Source organism: Scytonema hofmannii PCC 7110, from assembly GCF_000346485.2.
Classification (GTDB): domain Bacteria; phylum Cyanobacteriota; class Cyanobacteriia; order Cyanobacteriales; family Nostocaceae; genus Scytonema; species Scytonema hofmannii.
Genome location: NZ_KQ976354.1, coordinates 10265071 through 10286789, shown reverse-complemented (window position 1 = coordinate 10286789; position 21719 = coordinate 10265071). Strand labels below are relative to the sequence as shown.

The 21719-nt window shown below is 41.7% G+C and carries 12 protein-coding genes; 7 read left to right on the top strand and 5 right to left on the bottom strand.

The features are described from left to right. The first annotated feature begins 42 nt into the window (after positions 1-42). The 5 genes from WA1_RS43460 (at position 43) to WA1_RS43440 (ending at position 6150) form a co-directional block, all read left to right on the top strand. Complete coding sequence (locus tag WA1_RS43460; RefSeq protein ID WP_017748323.1) at positions 43-1404, top strand: TIGR03985 family CRISPR-associated protein; 1362 nt, start codon at positions 43-45, stop codon at positions 1402-1404. Positions 1405-1570: 166 nt separating this feature from the next. Next, entirely contained in the window at positions 1571-2800 is a 1230-nt protein-coding gene (locus WA1_RS43455; RefSeq protein WP_017748322.1) for a metallophosphoesterase family protein, read from the top strand. A 201-nt stretch (positions 2801-3001) separates the two neighbouring features. Further along, complete coding sequence (locus WA1_RS43450; protein WP_017748320.1) at positions 3002-3940, top strand: metallophosphoesterase family protein; 939 nt, start codon at positions 3002-3004, stop codon at positions 3938-3940. 162 nt (positions 3941-4102) lie between these two features. Next, positions 4103-5509, top strand: coding sequence for an AAA family ATPase (locus WA1_RS43445; protein ID WP_017748319.1), 1407 nt, complete (start codon positions 4103-4105; stop codon positions 5507-5509). Next, positions 5506-6150: a retron system putative HNH endonuclease gene (locus tag WA1_RS43440; protein ID WP_017748318.1), complete on the top strand. Its 645-nt coding sequence runs from the start codon at positions 5506-5508 to the stop codon at positions 6148-6150. Before WA1_RS43445 ends, WA1_RS43440 begins: the two co-directional genes overlap by 4 nt. 124 nt (positions 6151-6274) lie before the next feature. Here WA1_RS43440 and WA1_RS43435 read toward each other — a convergent pair whose 3' ends face one another. The 3 genes from WA1_RS43435 to WA1_RS43425 form a co-directional block, all read right to left on the bottom strand. Further along, complete coding sequence (locus tag WA1_RS43435) at positions 6275-6574, bottom strand: CU044_2847 family protein (RefSeq protein ID WP_017748317.1); 300 nt, start codon at positions 6572-6574, stop codon at positions 6275-6277. An 85-nt stretch (positions 6575-6659) separates the two neighbouring features. After that, on the bottom strand, positions 6660-7508 hold the full coding sequence (locus WA1_RS43430) for an SWIM zinc finger family protein (RefSeq protein ID WP_017748316.1): 849 nt from the start codon (positions 7506-7508) through the stop codon (positions 6660-6662). Between the two features lie 88 nt (positions 7509-7596). Then, positions 7597-10866, bottom strand: a complete 3270-nt coding sequence (locus WA1_RS43425; protein WP_017748315.1) for a DEAD/DEAH box helicase — start codon at positions 10864-10866, stop codon at positions 7597-7599. Between the two features lie 514 nt (positions 10867-11380). Between WA1_RS43425 and WA1_RS43420 the strand changes: the two genes are divergently transcribed. Together WA1_RS43420 and WA1_RS43415 are read left to right on the top strand one after the other, a co-directional pair. Continuing rightward, complete coding sequence (locus tag WA1_RS43420; RefSeq protein WP_017748314.1) at positions 11381-13534, top strand: polyribonucleotide nucleotidyltransferase; 2154 nt, start codon at positions 11381-11383, stop codon at positions 13532-13534. Positions 13535-13899: 365 nt separating this feature from the next. Next, positions 13900-14238 carry a type II toxin-antitoxin system ParD family antitoxin gene (locus WA1_RS43415; protein ID WP_272819353.1) on the top strand — a complete coding sequence of 113 codons (339 nt, stop codon included), beginning with the start codon at positions 13900-13902 and terminating at the stop codon, positions 14236-14238. Between the two features lie 16 nt (positions 14239-14254). On the opposite strand, the gene WA1_RS43410 is transcribed toward WA1_RS43415, so the two are convergent. Continuing rightward, positions 14255-20287 (bottom strand): amino acid adenylation domain-containing protein, encoded by a 6033-nt coding sequence (locus WA1_RS43410; protein WP_017748312.1) that lies wholly within the window; start codon positions 20285-20287, stop codon positions 14255-14257. 108 nt (positions 20288-20395) lie between these two features. Beyond that, on the bottom strand, positions 20396-21085 hold the full coding sequence (locus WA1_RS43405) for a DUF6875 domain-containing protein (RefSeq protein ID WP_017748311.1): 690 nt from the start codon (positions 21083-21085) through the stop codon (positions 20396-20398). Positions 21086-21719 lie beyond the last annotated feature (634 nt).

Sequence of the window (21719 nt, the reverse complement as noted above, 5' to 3'; positions counted from 1 at the left end):
GACTTTATCCTAGAGAAAGTTACACCTACAGGAATTCGGCTAGTGTCTGAACAAGTTTTTCAAGATCTTCCCCATGTAGAATTATTGCAGTGGTTGGCACGAGGTTCGCTCAAACAGAACCTATTGCGGGCAATTCGCTTGTGGGTATGGTTGCGATCGCTCTACGGAAACAGCCAAAAGCGGTTGGTTTTAGACGATTCTTTCACCTATGCAGAATGGCGGGATGCATTCTTCACTCCCACGCACCCAAAAGGAGATATCATCCCCAAACCACATGACTCTCTTTGTCCGTGTTCCAAAACCACAGCCGAGTGGTTATTTAGTGAGAAAACCAGCATTGCTGCTCACCAGTGGAAGGGATTGATGCTTGCTCACACTGGTATGGATTTATCCCATCTGGACAAACAGCTACAACAGCGCTTGTTCGGTGTAACTCGTCGTTCTCTCCAAGGTGATTTGGAAACTCTCGCTGAACTTGGCTGGCTGCAATACAAAGCCCAAAAATACCATCGCGTGCGGGAATTTCCACCACGTCCCGTAAGTTCTCAAGATGAAGCCACAGCTACCCAACTCAGTGCTTATGAACTAAACTTTTTACAGGAAGATTTGGTTGCCATCGCAGAAACCCACGCCCAAAAAATCAACGGCGTGCAACGCTTGTTCCTACAACTTGATTATGTCATTCCCCGCAGCACCATTGATATGGTTGAGGATTGGCAATACAAGTTAAGACAGCTTTGGGCAAAAACTCCAGTCTCACCAATTAAACTCACTTACAAAAGCGCCAGGTTGGGAAACACTCTTGATTGCATAGTTTACCCAGTCTGCATCTACTACGTCCAGAGAGCAGTTTATCTGTGTGCTTACGGTCAAAGCCCCGAACGAAAAACGGATTGGTACAATTTTCGCCTCGATCGCATTCACGATATGATTGCCTTAGAATGGGCAAACTCAGCCATTCCCTCAAATTTACAGAAGTGCTATCAACAAGCATCTTTACCGAACCCAGATGACATTGCTATAGAAATGTCCAAAGCGTGGGGGTTCGATTTCTATTTACCCTCCCAACTGATGCTCTTACGATTTGACCGAAATTTTCACGATCGCTATATCCAAAATACCTTCCGACACGAAACTTTTGAGGCGATTAGCTACAAGCAAGCCAAGAATCTGATCCAGCAAAATACAAAGCAACCAGAACAACAACAGACATTGCTCAAAATTCTAGAAAATCGTTCACATAAAGATGCTTACTATCGCCTCAACTACCGACACGGCGATAACAACGTCAGTATGCGTATACGAGCATGGCGACCAAAAGCTGAAGTCATTATGCCTTGGGAATTAAGAAAAAGTATAGCCGATGATGTTGCTACAGAATTTAACCTCTACCACGATCGATAAAACCATGAAATTAACAGAACGATTTGAATCAGCATTTGAAAATAGGGAGTAGGGAGTAGGGAGTAGAGGTAAGAAAATTTCCATTTTGCAAGAAACCCGGTTTTTGAAGTTGGTGCAAGATATAAGTTATGGTATTGCGTAAACTTCTTCTTGGACTCGAAACGGGATGCGTTTTCGACTATTTTTTCCTCAAATCTTTTTTGGAATTGCTTTGGTGCTGTGTCTTTCCTTTGGATTGCATGCCTGTCAATCGGTTAAATCACCACAGGTACCTGTTGCAGTACAACCCCCAGAAGAAACCACTGTTCCCCAAACTCAACCTCAAATAGTTTCACAGTCATCTTTACCTCCGGAAACAGCTGCCATTGTCAAAAACGCTGGAGCGGATGGTTTGTTCAATCCGAACCGTGGCGATGTGCGTTTGTTAGTTATCAGCGATCTCAATAGCGCTTATGGTTCCACGGACTACGATCCAGAAGTGGATAAGGGTATGGCGTTGATTCCCTTTTGGCAACCCGATCTCGTTCTGTGCGGTGGAGACATGGTGGCTGGACAAAAATCAACCCTATCAGAAAAACAAATCCGGGCAATGTGGGCTGCTTTTGATGACCACATTACAGCCCCTCTTCGCCGTGCTAAGCTTCCTTTTGGTTTTACCATTGGGAATCATGATGCTTCCAGCTCCTTAGGAGCCAAAGGTAATTTTATTTACCAAAAAGAGCGAGACTTGGCAACAGAGTACTGGAACAATCCCACACACGACCCAGGCGTTCAATTTGTTGACCGTTTTGAATTTCCTTTTTACTACACTTTTGAGTACAAAGATATCTTTTTCCTGGTGTGGGATGGTTCCTCTAGCCGCATTCCAAAAGAAAAGTTGGAATGGGTAGAAAAAACTCTTGCTAGTTCCAAAGCACAAGCAGCCAAAATGCGAGTTTTACTCGGTCATTTGCCTTTATATGGAATTGCAGTTGGTCGTAACGAGCCAGGAAACGTGATGGATAATGCAGATCGACTGCGAGCAATGCTAGAACGGTACAAAGTACACACCTATATTAGCGGTCATCAGCATACTTACTATCCGGGACATCGTGGTAACTTACAGCTACTCCACTTGGGGCTACTCGGTTCTGGACCTCGACCATTGATTGATAGCAGATCCCGCCGTTTGAAATCTTTAACCGTGCTAGATATTAACTTTAATTCACCAGAATTAACTACCTATACAACTTATGACATTCAAACACTAAAAGTTATTCAATACGAGCAATTACCGCGCTTTTTAGCAGGTCACAATGGTATCGTTTTACGCCGAGATGTGGAATGGAATGAGTTAACATCTGAGGAAAAATCTTTTTGTGTCAATCGTTTGGGTAATAACCTTTGCAGTGCATAAATTTTTTTCCGGTCAAGTGTCATGTTTGTTGAAATTTATATTGTCATACCATTTTGGATTTTAGATTTTGGATTTTGGATTGGAAAAGCTTTCCCCATACTAAATTTCACACTACGTATCGCATTCTTTTTTCAAGTTTGTGTCATTTGTCTACAAACCACTAACCAGTAACCACTAACCACTAACCACTAACCAAATACTGTGAAACTAAAACGTCGTCGATTTTTTCTTTTTGGTAGTTTAACTACCCTTGGTGCAGGTGTTATCAGTTTTTTAGGTCGTCAAAATAGCAATTATACTTATACTGCTGCTGTGGCAAATACAGTAGTCTCTGCTAAACCAAAAACAAAAGATTTGTTACTTCGTTTTGTTTCTGTTGCAGATACAGGAACTGGCGATAGGGGTCAGTATTCTGTAGCTAGAGCAATGACTGAGTATCACAGCCAAAACCCCTACGATCTCATTCTACTTGCAGGAGATAATATATATACTAACGGCGAAATAGAAAAAATTAATGAAGTTTTTGAGCGTCCCTATGCATCTTTGCTTCAAAAAGGCGTGAAATTTCAAGCTGTTTTGGGAAATCACGATATTCGCACAGACAATGGCTATCCTCAAATAAAATATGTTAACTTTAATATGTTGGGGCGCTTCTACACTTTTCGTCGCGATAAGCCGGGTACGGCTTGCGCTAAGAGCGATCGCATACAATTTTTTGCTTTAGATACCAACAACAACGCTGATTGGAAAAATCAGCTAATATGGTTAGAGAATGAATTAAGTCGCTCTAACGCACCTTGGAAAATTGTATACGGTCATCATCCGATTTATGCATCGGGTGTTTATGGTAATAATCCAACTTTTATTAAAATATTCACGCCACTGTTTCAAAAATACGGAGTCCAACTCTATATTAACGGTCACGAACACCATTACGAGCGCACAAAAGCTATTAATGGAACAACTTATTTAATTTGTGGTGGGGGTGCGGGAACTCGTCCTGTAGGACATTCAGACTGGACAGATTTTGCTGCACAAAAGCTAAGTTTTGCCGCTTATGAGGTTTATACAGATAGAATAGAAATCAGTGGTATCGACACCGATAACCGCATTTTTGATAAAGGTATTATATTAATTTGAGATAAATTATAGCAATTTTCACATTCGTGAGGTACAGGAGGAAGGAATTAACCGCAGATGAACGCGGATGGACGCAGATAAATTTGTATTTTAGCAGACTAGTTAAACTACCAAGCTTTTCAATCCAAAATCCAAAATCTAAAATCTAAAATCCAAAATTCTATGAAAGTCAAACACCTAAAAATGTCTTCATTCCGTGGAATCGGCGATCTAACGTTGGATTTTTGTGAAACAGGTCCAACTGTACTTATCGGTGTCAATGGTGTGGGAAAATCCAGTATCCTTGATTGTCTTGCTATTCTTTTGTCTCAGCTTACAGGACGAATTCAAGATTCTATAGAATTTATGCGTTCTTTAAGCGAAGAAGATGTAACAAATGGCAGTCAAGAGACTCAAATTGAAATCACAATTTCTCTAAATGAAGAACAAGATTTAACTTGGTCTTTAAGTGAGGTTAAAACACAAGACCAATCTCCTGAAAGTTCAGCAGCAAGAAGATTGGAAGAAATTAAAGCTTTATTGGATAAGAGAGAACAACCTTTACAAAAGCGGGCTGGACAAAAAAATTTAAAACTGGCTTTGGAATCGCTATTAGAAGACTTCAATCAAATAGAAGGTCAGGAGACAAGCGAAGACTTTCTAGAAGATTTAGAAAAAGCAGCTAACGAAATTAGAAGTCATCTGGTAGCCAACGAGAATGCCAACATACCTTTAGCAATTTACTACCCAGTAAACCGCGCTGTTCTTGATATGCCTTTGGAAATTGCTGAAGCATTTTCTTTTCAACAAACAAATGCTTACGACCAAGCATTAACGGGTGGAAGAATTGACTTCAAAGGCTTTTTTGAATGGTTCCGAAATCGCGAAGATTTAGAAAATGAATTGCGCCGGGATAATTCCGATCGCAGAGACAAACAGTTAGAAGCAGTGAGAAATGCAGTTTCCTCAATGCAACCAGATTTTTCTGACTTGCGCGTTGAGCGATCGCCTCTGCGAATGACTGTCAAAAAACAAGGTAGAGAATTCATCGTCAGTCAATTATCTGATGGTGAAAAATGCTTGCTAGCCTTGGTAGGAGATTTAGCAAGGCGGTTGGCAATTGCCAATCCAAGTTTAGACAATCCACTGCAAGGGAACGGTGTTGTTTTAATCGATGAAATTGAACTTCACCTGCATCCAAAATGGCAACGGGAAATTATTCCTGCTATTACCAGAACATTCCCCAATTGTCAATTTATTATCACAACCCACTCACCACAAGTTGTCAGTCACGTTCAAGCTGATAATATCTTTCTTCTAGAAACAACACCTGATGGTATTATTGCCCAACAACCAGAAAGTTCTTTTGGCAGGGATAGCAATACCATTTTAGAAGACATCATGGGTGTCGCTGAAAGACCTCAACAGATTAAAGATAGTCTGGTGCATCTTTTTAGATTAATCGATCGGGGGAATCTCGATAGTGCCAAACAATTGCGCCAAAATTTGGCAGATGAAATTGGAGAAGACGATCCGGAATTTGTACGAGCAGATGTACTGATCCGCCGCAAGGAAGTTTTAAACAGATGAAACACATTCAAAAAAGCCGAGAACCAGATAGCTTAACCAAATGGAAGCAGAAGCTTGGGAGTCGAATACCTGATTGGAAATCTTTCGCTAAAGGTGTGAAAGACGATGTGTATTTCTCTCTTCTACAAGAACAAGGTTATATTTGTTGCTACTGTGGTAGACCCATTGCTAGAAAGCAATGTCATATAGAACACTATAGACCCAAGAGTGTATACAAACAGCTCACATTTGAATACACAAATCTTATCGCTTCGTGTCAGGGAGAAGATGAAGAAAGACCTCGCGTACCAGTCCATTGCGGGCACAAAAAACAAGCTTGGTTTGACGAGGAACTGATGATTTCTCCTTTAGATCCAAATTGTCCGGATTACTTTAAGTACTCTGGATCTGGAGAAATTTTACCCACAGATGACCCACAAAAGCAAGCGTCTGCTAAAACAACCATTCAAAAACTGGCACTTGACATTAATAAGTTAAGAAAGCTGAGACGTGCAGCCATTGACGCAGTACTGCAAGCTACTAATGGGTTAACAGGCGCAGAAATACAGTTACTTGCTCAAGCCTATGATAAACAAGATTCAGGCGGACGGTTTACACCCTTTTCAGCAGCCATTACCTATACACTCAAGCAGTATTTTTGAGAGTGAAGGGAACTGCAAGTAATCAATCATTTTATCTTGTGGTACGGGCATCTTGCCCGTCTTTTATCGGTAACGGGCAAGATGCCCGTACCACAAAAAATTTTAGGATATTTTTATCATTAACTCACTTACCCCATTCCAAAGTAATCTCTATATTGGCATTACTTGCACCCTTTACCATTAAAGCCGTCAATTTACCAGATTCAACTGCAATATCAATACCAAATTTCACGCTGGCTCTATCTGGCTTAACTTTATGCACTGATTCTGCAATTTCCTTCGATAAGGATTCAATAGTACTTGTGACTTCCTCAAAAGGTCGAGACTGAAAATTGATTTTACGATCGCCTATTTGTGTAGCTTCTACTCGAACATTTGTACCATCAGCAAGTTCTACTGTAATAATCTTGGTTTGAAGTTCCATTTTGGCTTTATTGGGTGATTATGCCTCTTTACCATTCAATCACCATATGTCAATATCACTACAGTATTAAACAAAATTTTCCCCCTTATCCCCCGCCTACGTTCATAGCTGTTAGAAACGCCTTCTGGCTGACATCTTTGTAAACTGCATCTAAATACTTCATCACTACATCAGCAGTCGTCAAGTTTGCTGTTTTTTCCTCTTCTTTAGCTAAAGGAATTGCTCCTAAAGCATCTAAAACAGTTTCGCTACCTGATGGTGCAATCACTACCAAAGAAGATTCAAGGGGTTCATCGTATTGCCAAAAAGAACTCAGTGTTTGTAAACTAGAAGTAGTCTGTTGGGACTCATCATGCTGAAGTTCTCCATTATCTCTATGTAACGTCTCTACATTATTTCCTACACTACGTAACTCACGTAAACTGCGAATAATCTGGTCTTTGGTACGTCCTCGTAATTGAAAAAGAACAAACGGGTCTTCACTAAAGCGATCGCCTAACTGATAATATACTGCTGCAACATGTTTGCATGGATTTGCTTTGTCAGGACAAGAACATTTACTGTGAACATCAGATAAGGTAAAAGGGAAGAGAGAAAGACCATTGGTAGTAAAAACCTCTTCTATATTTTGCGGCATTTCTCCTGCCAACAACTTTGCCGAGAAAATTGCCTTTTGAGACATAGTTTCAGATGCATAACCCCATTCCTCATTACTAAAGGGGTCGAGGGAAAGCGAAACTTTATAGGGTTCTGCTTCACTTCCTTGAACTTTAGCTAAAACCCTTGCACCTTTAAATTCAATACTGAGAACGTTTCCCTCGCGTGCATAGATTCTGCCACGTTCCAACCGCTTTTTAAACCGATAAGAATCTAACAAATCAAGCCACCTTTGTGACCACCATTCTCTACTAGCTTGCAGTGTTTGATTTGACATTTGTTGGTTGTTGGTTGTTGGTTGTTGGTTGTTGGTTGTGATTAGCAGCTACTAACTACTGTACGGGCGCGGCGGCCTTGCGCCCCTACTAACCACTAACCATTTCATCTTCTTCTATCACGGCATTGCGATCGAGAATTAGTAAGTTGCGAAGTTGGTTGGTATCCATTTCTGTCAGCCAATCTTCTCCTGCACCTACAACTTGTTCTGCAAGTTGTTTTTTACTTTCAATCATGTCGTGAATCTTCTCCTCAAGAGTCCCAGTACAGACAAATTTATGTACCTGTACGTTGCGTGTTTGACCGATCCGAAAGACTCTATCTGTTGCCTGATTTTCCACTGCTGGATTCCACCATCTATCAAAGTGGAAAACGTGGTTGGCTCTTGTCAAATTCAATCCTACTCCTCCAGCTTTTAAGGAGAGAATCATCACGGGTGGTCCCTGCGGGTCGTGTTGGAAACGGTCTATCATTTCCTCACGGTGTTTTTTACTGGTACTGCCATATAAAAACAATGTTTCTCTCTTTAGTTGTTTTTCTAAATAGGGTTGAAGTAACTTACCCCACTCCGCAAATTGAGTAAATATCAGAGCACGATCGCCTCCTGCGATCGCAACCTCTAGCATTTCTTCCAAACGTTGAAGTTTACCGGAATGGTATTTTACCAAAGAATCCTGCTTCAAATAGTGTGCTGGATGATTGCAAATTTGTTTGAGCTTGCTTAACAAACCTAAAATCATCCCCCGACGTTGCAAACCTTCTGCGGAGTCAATTTCAGCAAGCGAGTCTTCCACCACTTTTTGATAAAGTTTTGCTTGTTCGGCTGTCAACCCACAAAAAATAGTCATTTCCTGTTTTTCTGGCAAATCTTGAATAATTTCACGATCTGTTTTCAACCGGCGTAGAATAAAAGGCTGCACTAATGAACGCAACTGAGTTAATGAAGCAGTATCACCATATTTCTCAATAGGAATAGCAAAGCGTCTTTGGAAAAATTGTTTGTTTCCCAAATATCCAGGATTGAGAAAATCTAAGATCGACCATAGTTCTTGCAATCTATTTTCTACTGGCGTTCCTGTTAAAGCAATGCGAAATGTTGCTTCTAACAGCCGTACTGCTTGCGACTGTTTTGCCTCTGCATTTTTCACATTTTGCGCTTCATCCAAAACAAGCATTTGCCAAGAAACTCCTTGCAAAGATTTAACATCGCGTTGAACCAATGAATAACTGGTGATGATTAAATCGTGCTTTTTCGCAACTTCTGCAAATTCTTTCCCCTTAGGTCGCTTGTCACCGTGATATTGTAAAACCTTCAGGTTGGGAGCAAATTTTTTGACCTCTCGTTCCCAGTTGCCTAATACTGATGTTGGGCAAACGAGTAGGGTTGGGTTTTCCAATGCTTCTTGTTCTTTTAGGTGAAGAGCAAAGGCAATAAATTCGATAGACTTACCTAACCCCATATCGTCCGCCAAACAAGCGCCCAAGCCCCAACGTTCCAAAAAAGCAAGCCACGCGACTCCACGTTCCTGATAAGGTCGCAATTTTCCTTGGAAGCTTGCGGGTGCAGGGATTGGTTCAACAGCTTTGTTATTTGTTAAAGTCGTAACGAGTTCTTGCAATGCCCCCGATGCTTCAAAGCTAACCACTGGTAGTTTTTCAACCACCTGAGTGTCACCCATACTGATTCGTAAAGCATCTTCTAAAGACAATGCCATTTGTTCTTTACGAGAGGCAAAAAAGGTTTGTGCTGTTTTGATATCTTGCGATCGCAATTCTACCCATTCGCCGTTAATCTCTACCAAAGGACTGTTTAACGCCACCAGTTTGTCAAACTCTGCTTTGGAAAGAGTTTGACCGCCAATTGCCAATTCCCACTTAAAGTTTAATAAACTCTGCAAACCCAAGCGTTCCTTTGTTTTTTTTGGTGTTTGAGCAGTCACTTTCAAACCCAAACGATTTGCGATATTTCCCCGATTTTCTAACGTATTCGGCAAAACCACTCCCAAACCGCCATCCTCAAAACGCCACACCATAGATTTAATAAACTCATAGGCTTGCACGGGATTGAGGCGACAGAATTCAGGATTTGGGGTTTCTAAACTGGATGCAATGGGTGAATACAATCGCGAAGCCAACCCCAAACCCCGCAAAAAAGTTTCTTGTGGTTGTTCAATAGTCCGGTTTCGATAAACCAATTTCTCTACAGATTGGTTCCAAATTGTTGCTGCATCTAACAAAAACTTGGGATCGTCAGCAGCTTGGAGAAAATAAGCTAAAATCCAATCTTGCTGGTTTAATTCTGGAGGTCGCAGTTCAAAACAGGTACGAAATTGATGTTTTGTACCCACTTGATATTGTAGGGGTAAAGTCCAAGCTTTCAGTGCTGCTTCTAGTCGTTCCACCCCAAAGGAATCCCCATTAACTGTGTTAGTGACAGCCGTTAAAGATAGCAACCACTGTCGAATTGTGGGTGGAACCGATGCCATCATCCTGGCTTCCACAGGCGCTTGAGAACCTACCATCCCTCGTATTTGGGCATCCACCGTACTGTTAAGAAAATCTAGCAGCAAATCTTGCGGTTCAATTGGCAAATCAATATAAACTGAAGTTCCCCCACTCCCTACTCCCCACTCCCTACTCCCTACTCCCTGTTGATACATCCGACAAGCCAGTGGCATTAACTGAGAAAACTTTTCCAAGCGAGTTCCATCTTGAGCGCTGTCTAGGAGTGCTTGCCATTTAGCAACTGTAGAATTATCGGGTTGCTGTTGAAGCGTAGGCAAAAACTTACAGCGAGAAATGAGATCCAAACTCCAGCGAGCTATTTGCGCCCAAAAACGTAAATCTCCTCCTAAAAAGTGACTTGTCTCGTCATTTATATTGAGGGGGAGAGAAGTCAGAAATTTTATTGCTGCTTCGGGGTTAAGACAGAAACCTTCCACTGTCCACGGTTGTAAATATTTTGGGGTGTCATTTTCTGTACCTAATGTGGCAGAATGTGCTGGAGAAATGGCTACTGTTTCCTCCTGACCGTCATTTTGAATATAAGTTGGTAAAGCAATGACTTGGCTGAGAGTTGGCAAATTGATGGCGGTACCTGTGGATTTTTTCGTCCGTCCATTCTGGGTTGTTTTCTGCCCATTTTGTGGAGAAGTTATATTGAGTGTCTCTACAGTGATGTTGCGCGATCGCAACCACTCGAATAATTCCACTGGTGTCATTGCCAATGGGTGTTGTGGTACTTCTGCAAGTGATGAACTTATACCAGAATCAGTTCCAAGAGTCCGCCAAGTTTCTCCCCAAATGAATAAACAGCTACCTCGATCTTTTATTACCCAACTACCGTGTAAAATTGCCATTTGACAAATACTCAGATTTTTACCGAACTAACTTTTGAATTTGCTTACTTTTTTACCAAAATTTTTTTTAAGTGTTCAATCAATAAATACTCAAGCTAAGTGGACGGAAATCAAAACTCTTTTGTTAAGAAATGTAAAAATAGCGATCGCTCCTAACAAATAACTAATGACGACCTGACTAGTTGGCTTTAATCGTGACAACCTACCTATTTTACTCCCTTCCCAGCAGAAGATTACCTGTAAAATGTACTTCAATCGTTGCGGGCTAAAGCCCTACCAACAAAAATCTCACCAGCCCCTTCACCGCTGGAATCCTGCGTACACACAAGCCTCTATTATACATCGAACAACTCCAAAGTTTTCACAGATCGGCTCGCTGAGTGAGGAGTTTACATTCAGTAATGGGAATAGTTACACTTGTTTATCTTTGTATGCAACTGACACCAGCCATAGTGCATAAATGTTAGGATTGCCACAGAGAAGAGATAGCGAAAATAGAAGGAAAAAAAACTGAATGGGAGAATTTGAAAAGTCAATATCCTTTGACGGACGGGATATTCGACTGAAGGTGGGTCAATTAGCTCCCCAATCTGGTGGATCGGTGTTGATACAATCTGGCGATACAGCAGTTTTAGTGACAGCTACACGTTCGGAAGCTAGAGAAGGCATCGATTTCCTCCCCTTAACGGTAGATTATGAAGAAAGACTGTATGCAGCAGGTAGAATTCCTGGGGGCATGCTACGCCGAGAAGGGCGTCCGCCAGAAAGAGCAATTCTGACCAGCCGTCTGATTGACCGTCCTTTACGTCCTTTGTTCCCGTCTTGGTTGCGTGACGATTTGCAAATTATTGCACTGACTCTTTCAATGGATGAGTTAGTACCACCCGATGTGCTGGCAGTTACGGGTGCTTCTATCGCTACAATTATTGCCAAAATACCATTTAACGGACCAATGGCAGCAGTCCGGGTCGGATTAGTGGGTGATGATTTTATCATTAACCCCACTTATGCGGAAATAGAAGCTGGAGACTTGGACTTGATTGTAGCTGGGTCACCAGATGGTGTCATCATGGTGGAAGCAGGAGCAAATCAATTGCCAGAAAGGGACATTGTTGAGGCAATTGAGTTTGGTTATGAAGCAGTACAAGACCTCATCAAGGCACAACAAGACTTGATTGCGGAAATTGAGCTGGAACTCACAACACAAGAACCACCAGAGGTAGACTCAACCTTAGAGAACTTTATCCGCGAACGGGCAACCGAAGATATTAAGAAAATCCTGTCACAATTTGATTTGGATAAAACACAGCGCGATGCAGCTTTGGATGAAGTTAAGGCTACCATTGAAACTGCGATCGCCGAATTACCTGAGGAAGACTCCATTCGCATTGCCGCAAAAGTAAATAAGGCGGTTGACAATAACTTTAAGGACTTGACCAAAAAGTTCATGCGCCGTCAAATTATCGAAGACAACGTTCGCGTTGATGGGCGCAAGCTAGATGAAGTACGTCCGGTATCTTGTCTGGTAGATCTTTTGCCCAAGAGAGTCCATGGAAGCGGTCTGTTTAACCGGGGGCTGACTCAGGTATTGTCTGCTTGTACTCTCGGTACACCGGGAGATATGCAATACCTCAACGATGACTTGCAACAAGACCAACAAAAGCGCTACATGCACCATTATAACTTCCCACCGTTCTCCGTAGGGGAAACCAAACCCATGCGTGCGCCCGGTCGTCGGGAAATCGGTCATGGAGTACTTGCAGAAAGAGCCTTGTTACCAGTCCTACCACCAAAAGAACAATTTCCTTACGTGATTCGGGTCGTTTCGGAAGTGCTTTCTTCCAATGGTTCTACCTCAATGGGTTCGGTATGCGGTTCCACACTCGCATTAATGGATGCTGGTGTCCCCATTTCTAAACCTGTCAGTGGTGCAGCAATGGGTTTGATTAAGGAAGGCGACGAAGTTCGAGTCCTAACCGATATTCAAGGAATCGAAGACTTTTTGGGCGACATGGACTTTAAAGTCGCTGGGACAGATAGCGGGATTACTGCCTTACAAATGGACATGAAAATCTCCGGTTTGTCCTTAGATATTATTGCCCAAGCTGTCCACCAAGCAAAAGCAGCACGGTTACACATTCTGGATAAAATGCTCCAGACAATTGATAAACCCCGTGATGAAATGTCACCTTTTGCGCCACGTCTCATGACTATTCGGATCGATCCGGATATGATTGGTCTGGTCATTGGACCCGGAGGTAAGACAATTAAGGGCATTACTGAAGAAACAGGAGCAAAAATTGATATCGAAGATGATGGTACGGTCACAATTTCCGCCATTGATGAAAACAAGGCGAAAAGAGCACGTAACATTATCCAAGGTATGACAAGAAAGCTCAACGAAGGTGATGTTTACGCAGGTCGCGTGACACGTATTATACCAATTGGTGCGTTTGTGGAATTTTTACCTGGTAAAGAAGGTATGATTCACATTTCCCAACTAGCTGACTATCGCGTTGGCAAAGTTGAAGATGAGGTTGCCGTTGGTGATGAAGTGATTGTCAAAGTCCGGGAGATTGACAATAAAGGTAGGATTAATCTCACCCGATTGGGAATTCACCCAGATCAAGCAGTTGCAGCGCGAGAAGCAGCCGCAGTCAATCGGTAATCTGTGACAAGATTTTAGATTTTAAATTTATCGCAAAAAATCTAAAATCTCACAGGAAAGAATTTAACCCCCTCAAGCTAGAAGCCAGGAATTATGCGAACAAAGCCCGCTTGCGCGGGCTAAATAATATTTTGGATTTTGGATTAAAGGATTTTGGATTAAAGGATTTTGGATTATGTTTTTATCCTAACTCTTGTGGGACGGGCGTCCTCGCCCGTTGTGTTATGCAAATTAAAAGCGCAACAGTGATTACTCCCTTCTCGCTATAAGATTACCGATCTGCTTTTCCTCTTACTCCCTTGCTCTTTGCGTCTTTGCGGTTCATTTAAATAGGTAATCTTTGGGCGGAAAGGGAGTAACTAAAATTGACAACTATTGTTAATAATGGCAGAATCGGCCACAGAGACTCATTACCTCAAAGGTGCCGCACCATGAACGTACATCTTGGCGAAACTCTGGATAAATTCGTCGCTGAACTTATCGACTCCGGACTCTACCAATCGCAAAGCGAGGTCATTCGCGAGGGACTTCGCCTCCTCAAGGAACGAGAGGATTTGCGCGTGCTCCGTCTTGAGGAACTTCGTCGGGAGGTACAAAAAGGACTCGATTCCCTCGCCTCGTGCGAGGGAACTCCGCTCGATATTGAGCATATCAAAGCCGAAGGACGTAAAAGGGTCGCTTCACGGCGCAACAACGGAGTGTAAACCGTGGGGAAAATCATTAAATAAATGGTATCCGACCTTCCAGACAATTCTTCAATTTTACCGCTAGCACCTTCACATGAGGTTCCTCAAACAAGGTGAGATGAGAACCGGGAACAAGATGAACATCTATTTCTCCCATCACTACATCACCCCAACCAAATTGCGGATCGTATTGCATACCGACTCCTTTTTCCTTGTCTCGATATTTGTCAGAAGTTCGCAAAAGAGTCATTGGACCGGAGTATCTCTTAAAAGTATATTCTTTGACAGCTTGCACGCTAGCATCCATCAGTGCTACATGCAAATCATTTTCCGGAAAAGATTTGGAAATCCTCAAATATTCTAAATACTTATTTGTGATATTATGTTGAGTCCATTCCGTCAAGCCACCAAACTTTTGCCACAAGTAAGCAGGTCCCTGTTCTAACAAGTTACTAAAATGCACCAACATTCGTTTAAAGAATGGTAACCTATTGCTATACCCAGGAAGACAGGTATCAAGCATAGCAAGCATACCAATCTGCTCACCTTGTAAGTAAAGCTGTTGCGCCATCTCGTAAGCAATAATACCTCCCAAAGAATAGCCACTCAGAAAATAGGGACCTTGAGGTTGAATAGACTGAATTTCTCTAATATAAAGTGCTGCCATGTCTTCTATTTTTCTTAAGAAAGGCAGTTTTCCATCTATTCCTTGTGGTTGTATTCCATAAAACGGTCGATCTAAACCGAGATGCTGTGCTAAGGAATAGTAACACAAAATCTCTCCACCAAGAGGATGAATGCAAAACAACGGTGGTTTAGAACCTTCAGGTTGAATTGGTACTAAGCACGACCACCGGACTAATTCTTCTTCTTTATACTGAGAAAGTATTTTGGCAATGGCTTCCACTGTACCCGATTGAAAAAGAGTAGCAAGAAGAAGTTTTTGGGTAAATTTTTGCTCAATCTGCGCGAATAGCTTTACTGCTAATAAGGAATGTCCTCCAAGCTCAAAGAAGTTATCTCTCACACCAATGGGCTGGATACCTAAGACTTGTTCCCACATCTCTACCAACTCACGTTCTAACTCGTTGCGGGGAGCAACAAAGGTTTTCTTTTCTACCTCAGGTGCTGGAAGGGCAGCGCGGTCTACTTTACCATTAGGAGTTAGGGGTAGTGCCTCTAACATCACAAAACAAGCTGGAATCATATATCTAGGAAGCTTTTCAGTCAGAAATTGCCGCAGTTCGTTGGCTGTGGAAATTTGTTTTTCCTTGAGGACGACATACGCTACTAACTGCTTGTCACCGAGAATATCCTCTCGGAGAAGAACGACAACTTCTTGGACAGAAGCATATTGACTCAAAACAACTTCAATTTCTCCCAACTCCATCCGGAAGCCACGAATCTTGACTTGATTGTCAATGCGATCGCAAAACTCAATGTTACCGTTAGGTAGGTATCGTCCCAAGTCTCCCGTTTTATACAGTCGGTCGGTAGAAATCTTGGTAAATGGATTGACAATAAAACGTTCTTGAGTTAAGGCATCGCTGCCAATATAACCAGAAGATAAGTAAGGGGTGCGAATGTAAATCTCTCCTAGCTCGCCAATCCCAGCTAACTGTAACGTATGAGTTAAAACAAGTAACTGTACATCCTCAATCCCTCGACCCAAAGGGATTGTTTCTTTAACACTACCAACACCACAATCTTCAGACACAACAAAGTAACCCATAGCTTGGGGTGTTTCTGTAGCTCCGTAAAAATTGACACAATTTACTTGGGGGGCAAAACGACGAATTTTTGTGACATCTTGTTGCGTAAGGACATCACCTGCAAAAAATACATAACGTAAGTCTATGGTTTGACTTGCGGTTTTTACTGTCAGTAGATGTGCCATTGATGGTGTGAGATGAGCCACACTAATTCTCATAACTCGCATCCAATCAGCTAGCTGACCCAATGTCTCAACTTCCTCTTGTTGGGGAACGCATAAAGTTGCACCTAATGACAAGGGTGTGAAAATATCTCTTAACAAAGGGTCATGAGATAAACCAGAAAGCATACTAAATTTATCTGACTCGCACAAACCAAAAGTCTTTTGATGCCATAGCACAAAATGAGATAAAGGTCTGTGGCTACCTTTAACACCCTTAGGTTTACCTGTAGAACCAGAGGTAAAAGCAACATAAGCCAAATCATCCGGTTCCACTATCACTTGCGGGTCACTCTTAGAATAACTTTGTAACGCGCCCAAGATTGAGTCATAAGAAATTTCCAAACAGCAGAAACCCGAATAAAATACAGCTTCATCTGCGTCCATCTGCGTCCGTCTGCGGTTCCAGAACTTTTTTAGATCTTGCACCCAAGAAAGAACCGCCATATCCATACACTCAAGAACTGGAGAATCTGAAGCAATTTGTAACCAAGCACGAGGTTGAACTATTTCGAGACAATCAATTAAGCGAGAAGCAGGATAAGCCGGATCGAGAATGACGAACGCGCCACCCGCTTTTAGAACACCCAGAATTGCCACAACTAACAAGGCATTTCTTTGTCCATATATGGCAACTACGTCTTGAGATTGGATATTATTTGCTAGCAAGTAGTGAGCCAATTGATTGCTCAGTTCTTCGAGTTCGGCGTAAGTCCAAGCAACTCGTGCATCTACAACTGCCAGGTTTTGTGGTACTCTTTGAACTTGTTGAGAAAATTTAGTATGAACAGCTATTTCTGAGTGTAGGTCAAGCGATCGCTGAGGATTTGGTAAAAGTAATTCGGCTTTGGGAGTAACCAGTGATAAACAAGAGATATTCTGTTGTGGAGTTTCCCCAATCTGAACAAGCAAATGATGGAATTGAGTCAGCATTTCCACTATCCGCTCTGGTTCAAACAGATCGGCGTTGTAAACTAATTCCAGTTTGATTCCTTGCTGTTGTTCCGTCACATATAAGGTTAAATCAAACTTAGAAGCTGCTTCTGGCATATGTATGGGTTCTACAACCAAACCGGGCAATTCCAGTTTAATATCCTTTAAATTCAGCATATTAAACCACACTTGAAACAGTGGGTTGCGGCTGGTATCTCTTTCTGGCTGTAGTTCTTGCACTAATTTCTCAAAAGGCATATCTTGATGGGTATATGCTTCCAATGCCATCTGACGAACGCGATTCAGTAGGGTAGAAAAACTGGGATTCCCGGAACAGTTAATCCGCAAAACTACGGTGTTGATAAAAAATCCAATCAAATCTTCAATTTCAGCCCGATCGCGACCTGCGATAGGAGAGCCAATTAGGATATCTTCTTGTCCGGTATAACGGTGCAAAAGTGTCCCAAATGCTGCTAGCAAAGTCATAAACAGGGTCACGCCTTCCTGTTGCGATCGCGCTGTCAACGATGTTGCTAGTATTTGAGGTAGTATCAAAGATTGCATTGCGCCTCGGTAAGTTTGCACCGGAGGACGCGGTTTATCACTAGGCAATTCCAGTACGGTATTTGCACCTGCTAGCTGAGCTTTCCAGTAGTCTAACTGCTGGTTAAGAACTTGACCCGATAGCCATTGGTGCTGCCAAACCGCAAAGTCAGCATACTGGATGGGCAGTTTTGGCAAGGGATTTGGCAATTTGTTCGAGAAAGCTTCATACACTGTTGCCAACTGCTCCCATAAGATACCCATTGACCAGCCATCAGAAGCAATATGATGCATGACCAGCAAAAGTACGTGTTCTTGATGGTCTACGCGACATAAAGCGGCTCGCAGCATCAAATCAGATGATAAGTTGAAAGGGCGTTGTGCTTCTTGATTGAGATAATCTAGCACTTGAGAGTTGATTTCGCTTTTTTGCTCCTGTGTGAAGTCAATGACCTTCAGTTCCATAGAGCGAGGTTCCTGAAAAACTTGTATGGGGCTACCATCAACCGAGACAATAAAATTTGTTCGGAGTGCTTCATGATGAGCAACAATTGCATCTAAAGACTGCTGCAATACACTTACATCCAATGTCCCCTGCAAGCGCAATGCTTGAGAGATGATGTAAGTCGGGCTGTTTGGCTCCAACTGCTCCAAAAACCAAACTCTCTGTTGGGCAAAAGATAGGGGAGCTGATCGTCGATTGGCTAACCGGGGAATGACTCGATCTTCACAGGACCCGGTTCCTTGGTTTTGAACTGCGATCGCATTTGCTAAATTCGCAATCGTTGGTGTCTCAAACAGTAACTTTACCTTAATTTCTACACCCAAAGCCCGACGTATGCGAGACATCACTTGCGTTGCTAGCAGTGAATGTCCCCCCAATTCAAAAAAGTTGTCATGAATACCTATGACTTCCAAACCCAAAACTTCCGCCCAAATGGCTGACAAAACCCGCTCAATCGGGGTGAGAGGTTCCACAAAGTTGTTTTTGCTGTAACTTCCTTTATCTGGTGCGGGTAAGGCATGGCGGTTTACTTTACCATTAGGGTTTAATGGCATGGTATCTAAAAAGACAAAGCTGGCAGGTATCACGTAGTGAGGCAACTTATCCTGCAAAAAAAGACGCAACTCAGTATGACTGGGGCGTTGTGTGGAGTTTTGTTCGGGATCTACCACAACATAAGCCACCAATTGTTTGTCACCTGGAACGTCTTCTCGCGCCATAACTAAAGTTTGTTGCACGGCTGGATGCGTGCCAAGTTTGGCTTCAATTTCTCCTAATTCAATACGGAAGCCCCGAATCTTAACCTGATGGTCGATACGACCCAGAAACTCAATATTTCCATCAGGTAAATAACGCACCAAATCCCCTGTTTTATAGAGTCGGTCCAAACAAGGCAACCCAAAAGAATTTTTTACTGTTGCTTTGTTAAAAGGGTTGGGAATAAATTTCTCATCTGTTAGTTCGGGACGGTTGAAATAACCCCGCGCCAATCCTACACCACCAATATGCAATTCACCCGGTTCGCCAACAGGTACGGGTTGCAAGTTTTCATCTAGTACGTAAATTTCTGCATGACTGATTGGGCGACCAATAGGGGCAAAAATGCCATGAGTTCCGCGCTGACAAGTCCAGAAGGTTGTATCAATAGAAGCTTCAGTAGGACCGTAGCAGTTATGCAGAACATTCTCCAAATTCAAGCAAGTAAAAAACCGTTCTACCAATTCAATAGGTAAGGCTTCTCCACCACAAGTTATGTGCCGAAGGCTTTTACAGTTCTCAATTCCCTCTTCTTCTAGTAACACGCGGAGTATAGAAGGCACTAGGGCGAGAATGGTGATTTGTTTGTCAATAACAGTCTTAACTAAATACGCAGTGTCTTGATGCCCGCCCGGATGAGGCAAGATTAACTGTCCTCCAAATGACAAACACCAAAATATTTGCCATACAGAGGGATCAAAGCTAAAAGAAATCGTTTGTAAGACTTTATCTGCTTGAGTTAATCCAAAACTTGTTTGCCTCCAGTAAAGTTGGTTGCATATTCCACGATGAGGGATCATCACGCCTTTGGGTTGACCCGTGGAACCGGAGGTATAAATGACGTAAATCAGATTATCGCCTGTTGTTTTGCAAACAAGATTGTCTTGGCTGTTCTGGGCTATTTGTTCGCGATCGCCATCCAAACAAACAATTTGTGCTTTACAAGTAGGTAAGTTGTGAACCAAGTGCTTTTGGGTTAGGAGCACTGGTGTCTGAGTGTCCTCCATGATGAAGGCTAAACGTTCTTGAGGATATGCGGGATCGAGTGGTACATAAGCCCCTCCTGCTTTCAGAATTCCTAACAGCCCTACTACCATCTCTAAAGAACGCTCTACACAAATCCCAACTAAAACTTCTTTTTCTACACCCAATGCACGCAGGTGATATGCCAGTTGATTGGCTTGCTGATTTAACTGTCGGTAAGTGAGTTGTTTGTTTTCAAATACAACAGCAACAGCGTCAGGCGATCGCTCTACTTGAGCCTCAAACATTTGATGAATGCATAACTCTAAGGAGTTATCTATTTCAGTCTGCTGGTTATGCTGTTGCACTTGACAATTTTTTTCTATTGTTAAGGAATTGTCATAAACAGATAAATTTTTTCTGGTGTTGGTCATGGGGATGCAGCTAATAACAAGAATTACGCAATTTCTAGGAAAAAAAATTTTTACCCGCTTGGGAAGTGAGCCAAAAATCTCTTGACTTATCTTTTAATCCAAAGATTTTTAATAGCGATCGCCACATAAATTCAAGAGTTTTTTGTTTTGAATTTGCTCTTGTGTCAATTTCAAAGTGTGACGAGCATTCTTGACGTTTTCACTGTCTTGATTTTCCTTTTCAAAATGTCTCAAATAAGATGTGAGATACTTAACGCGGAGTTCTAAATTATTAGTGGTTACAAGAAAAGGTAAATCTGATTCAACCATAAAGCGAATAGCTAAAATGGGAATGGGACTTTGAAGGGGATAAAAATTGGAATTGTGCAAACCGGGGCTATAATTGCGCTTGTGAAATTCCCCTAACATCAACCCTGCATCTACAAAAAATTCCTTGAGCTTTTGTTGCACGCTATCAATCAGACGAGAGGTATCGTTTAGCTTAATGTCAGGAAAAATTAAGAGAATAGTGTTGGTCAGCTCAGTTTCTTTGTTCCGTGGCTCTATTTTTAGAAAAATATCTTTATAGCTTAAAACTAGTTCTTCAATTTCCTGTAACTGCAAATTTTGAGCACGGATAACTCCTAGTTGGATACTATTTGTCTTGAGCGCATGAGGTACATAAGGGCATACAGGACCCGATCTACCTAAATTTGGGTGAGGTTTTGTCAAAAAATTTTTAATCCACTGTTGGATCTCAATTAAATAGGGAAGGTCTTGTTGAAAGCGTTCTATCTCAACAGGTGTGTAGAGTTGCATTGTGACTCCATTCCTCAATTTGGTTAGCGTAGTGTTTTTGAGGCAAAATTTATTTCATGCAAAATGAAGCGAATTATAGCTAAGCATACGAAAGTCATGGTCATTTTACATAAGGGATGTCTCCCTTATCTCATAGCCAATGTATTAGAAAAAATACCGCAATAGTATCTCTTCAGCAAAAGGATTTTATGTCATTGTGAAAATTGTCTAAGTTGACTAGCACTTAAACCTGGGTTTTTTATTGTGAGCAATTAAGTTTCAGTTTGAGGCGTAGTGATTTATCTCAAACCAAAATTGCCTTAACTGAACTTTGTTTGAAATTTTGCTAAGTTTACAAGGTTATTATTATTCATAATTGGTTAAATTTGTCTTCAAATATTACTTAATATTGTAAAGTTTTTGTATGGAAAACTTTTTGTTGAAAACAAATTTAAATTACTTTGAATACAAATAAAAAATTAGTCATCCTATCCTCAGGACAGCTACTTATTTTTTCATTCAACTGTCTTGTTTGTCTAAGACCGAGCAGAATTTTTTTTTAAATAACTTATTTTAAAATCATTTTTGATTTATTATTTGTCATTTTACTGATTAACAATAATTATCTATTAAAGAGATAACACAGTCATATGAA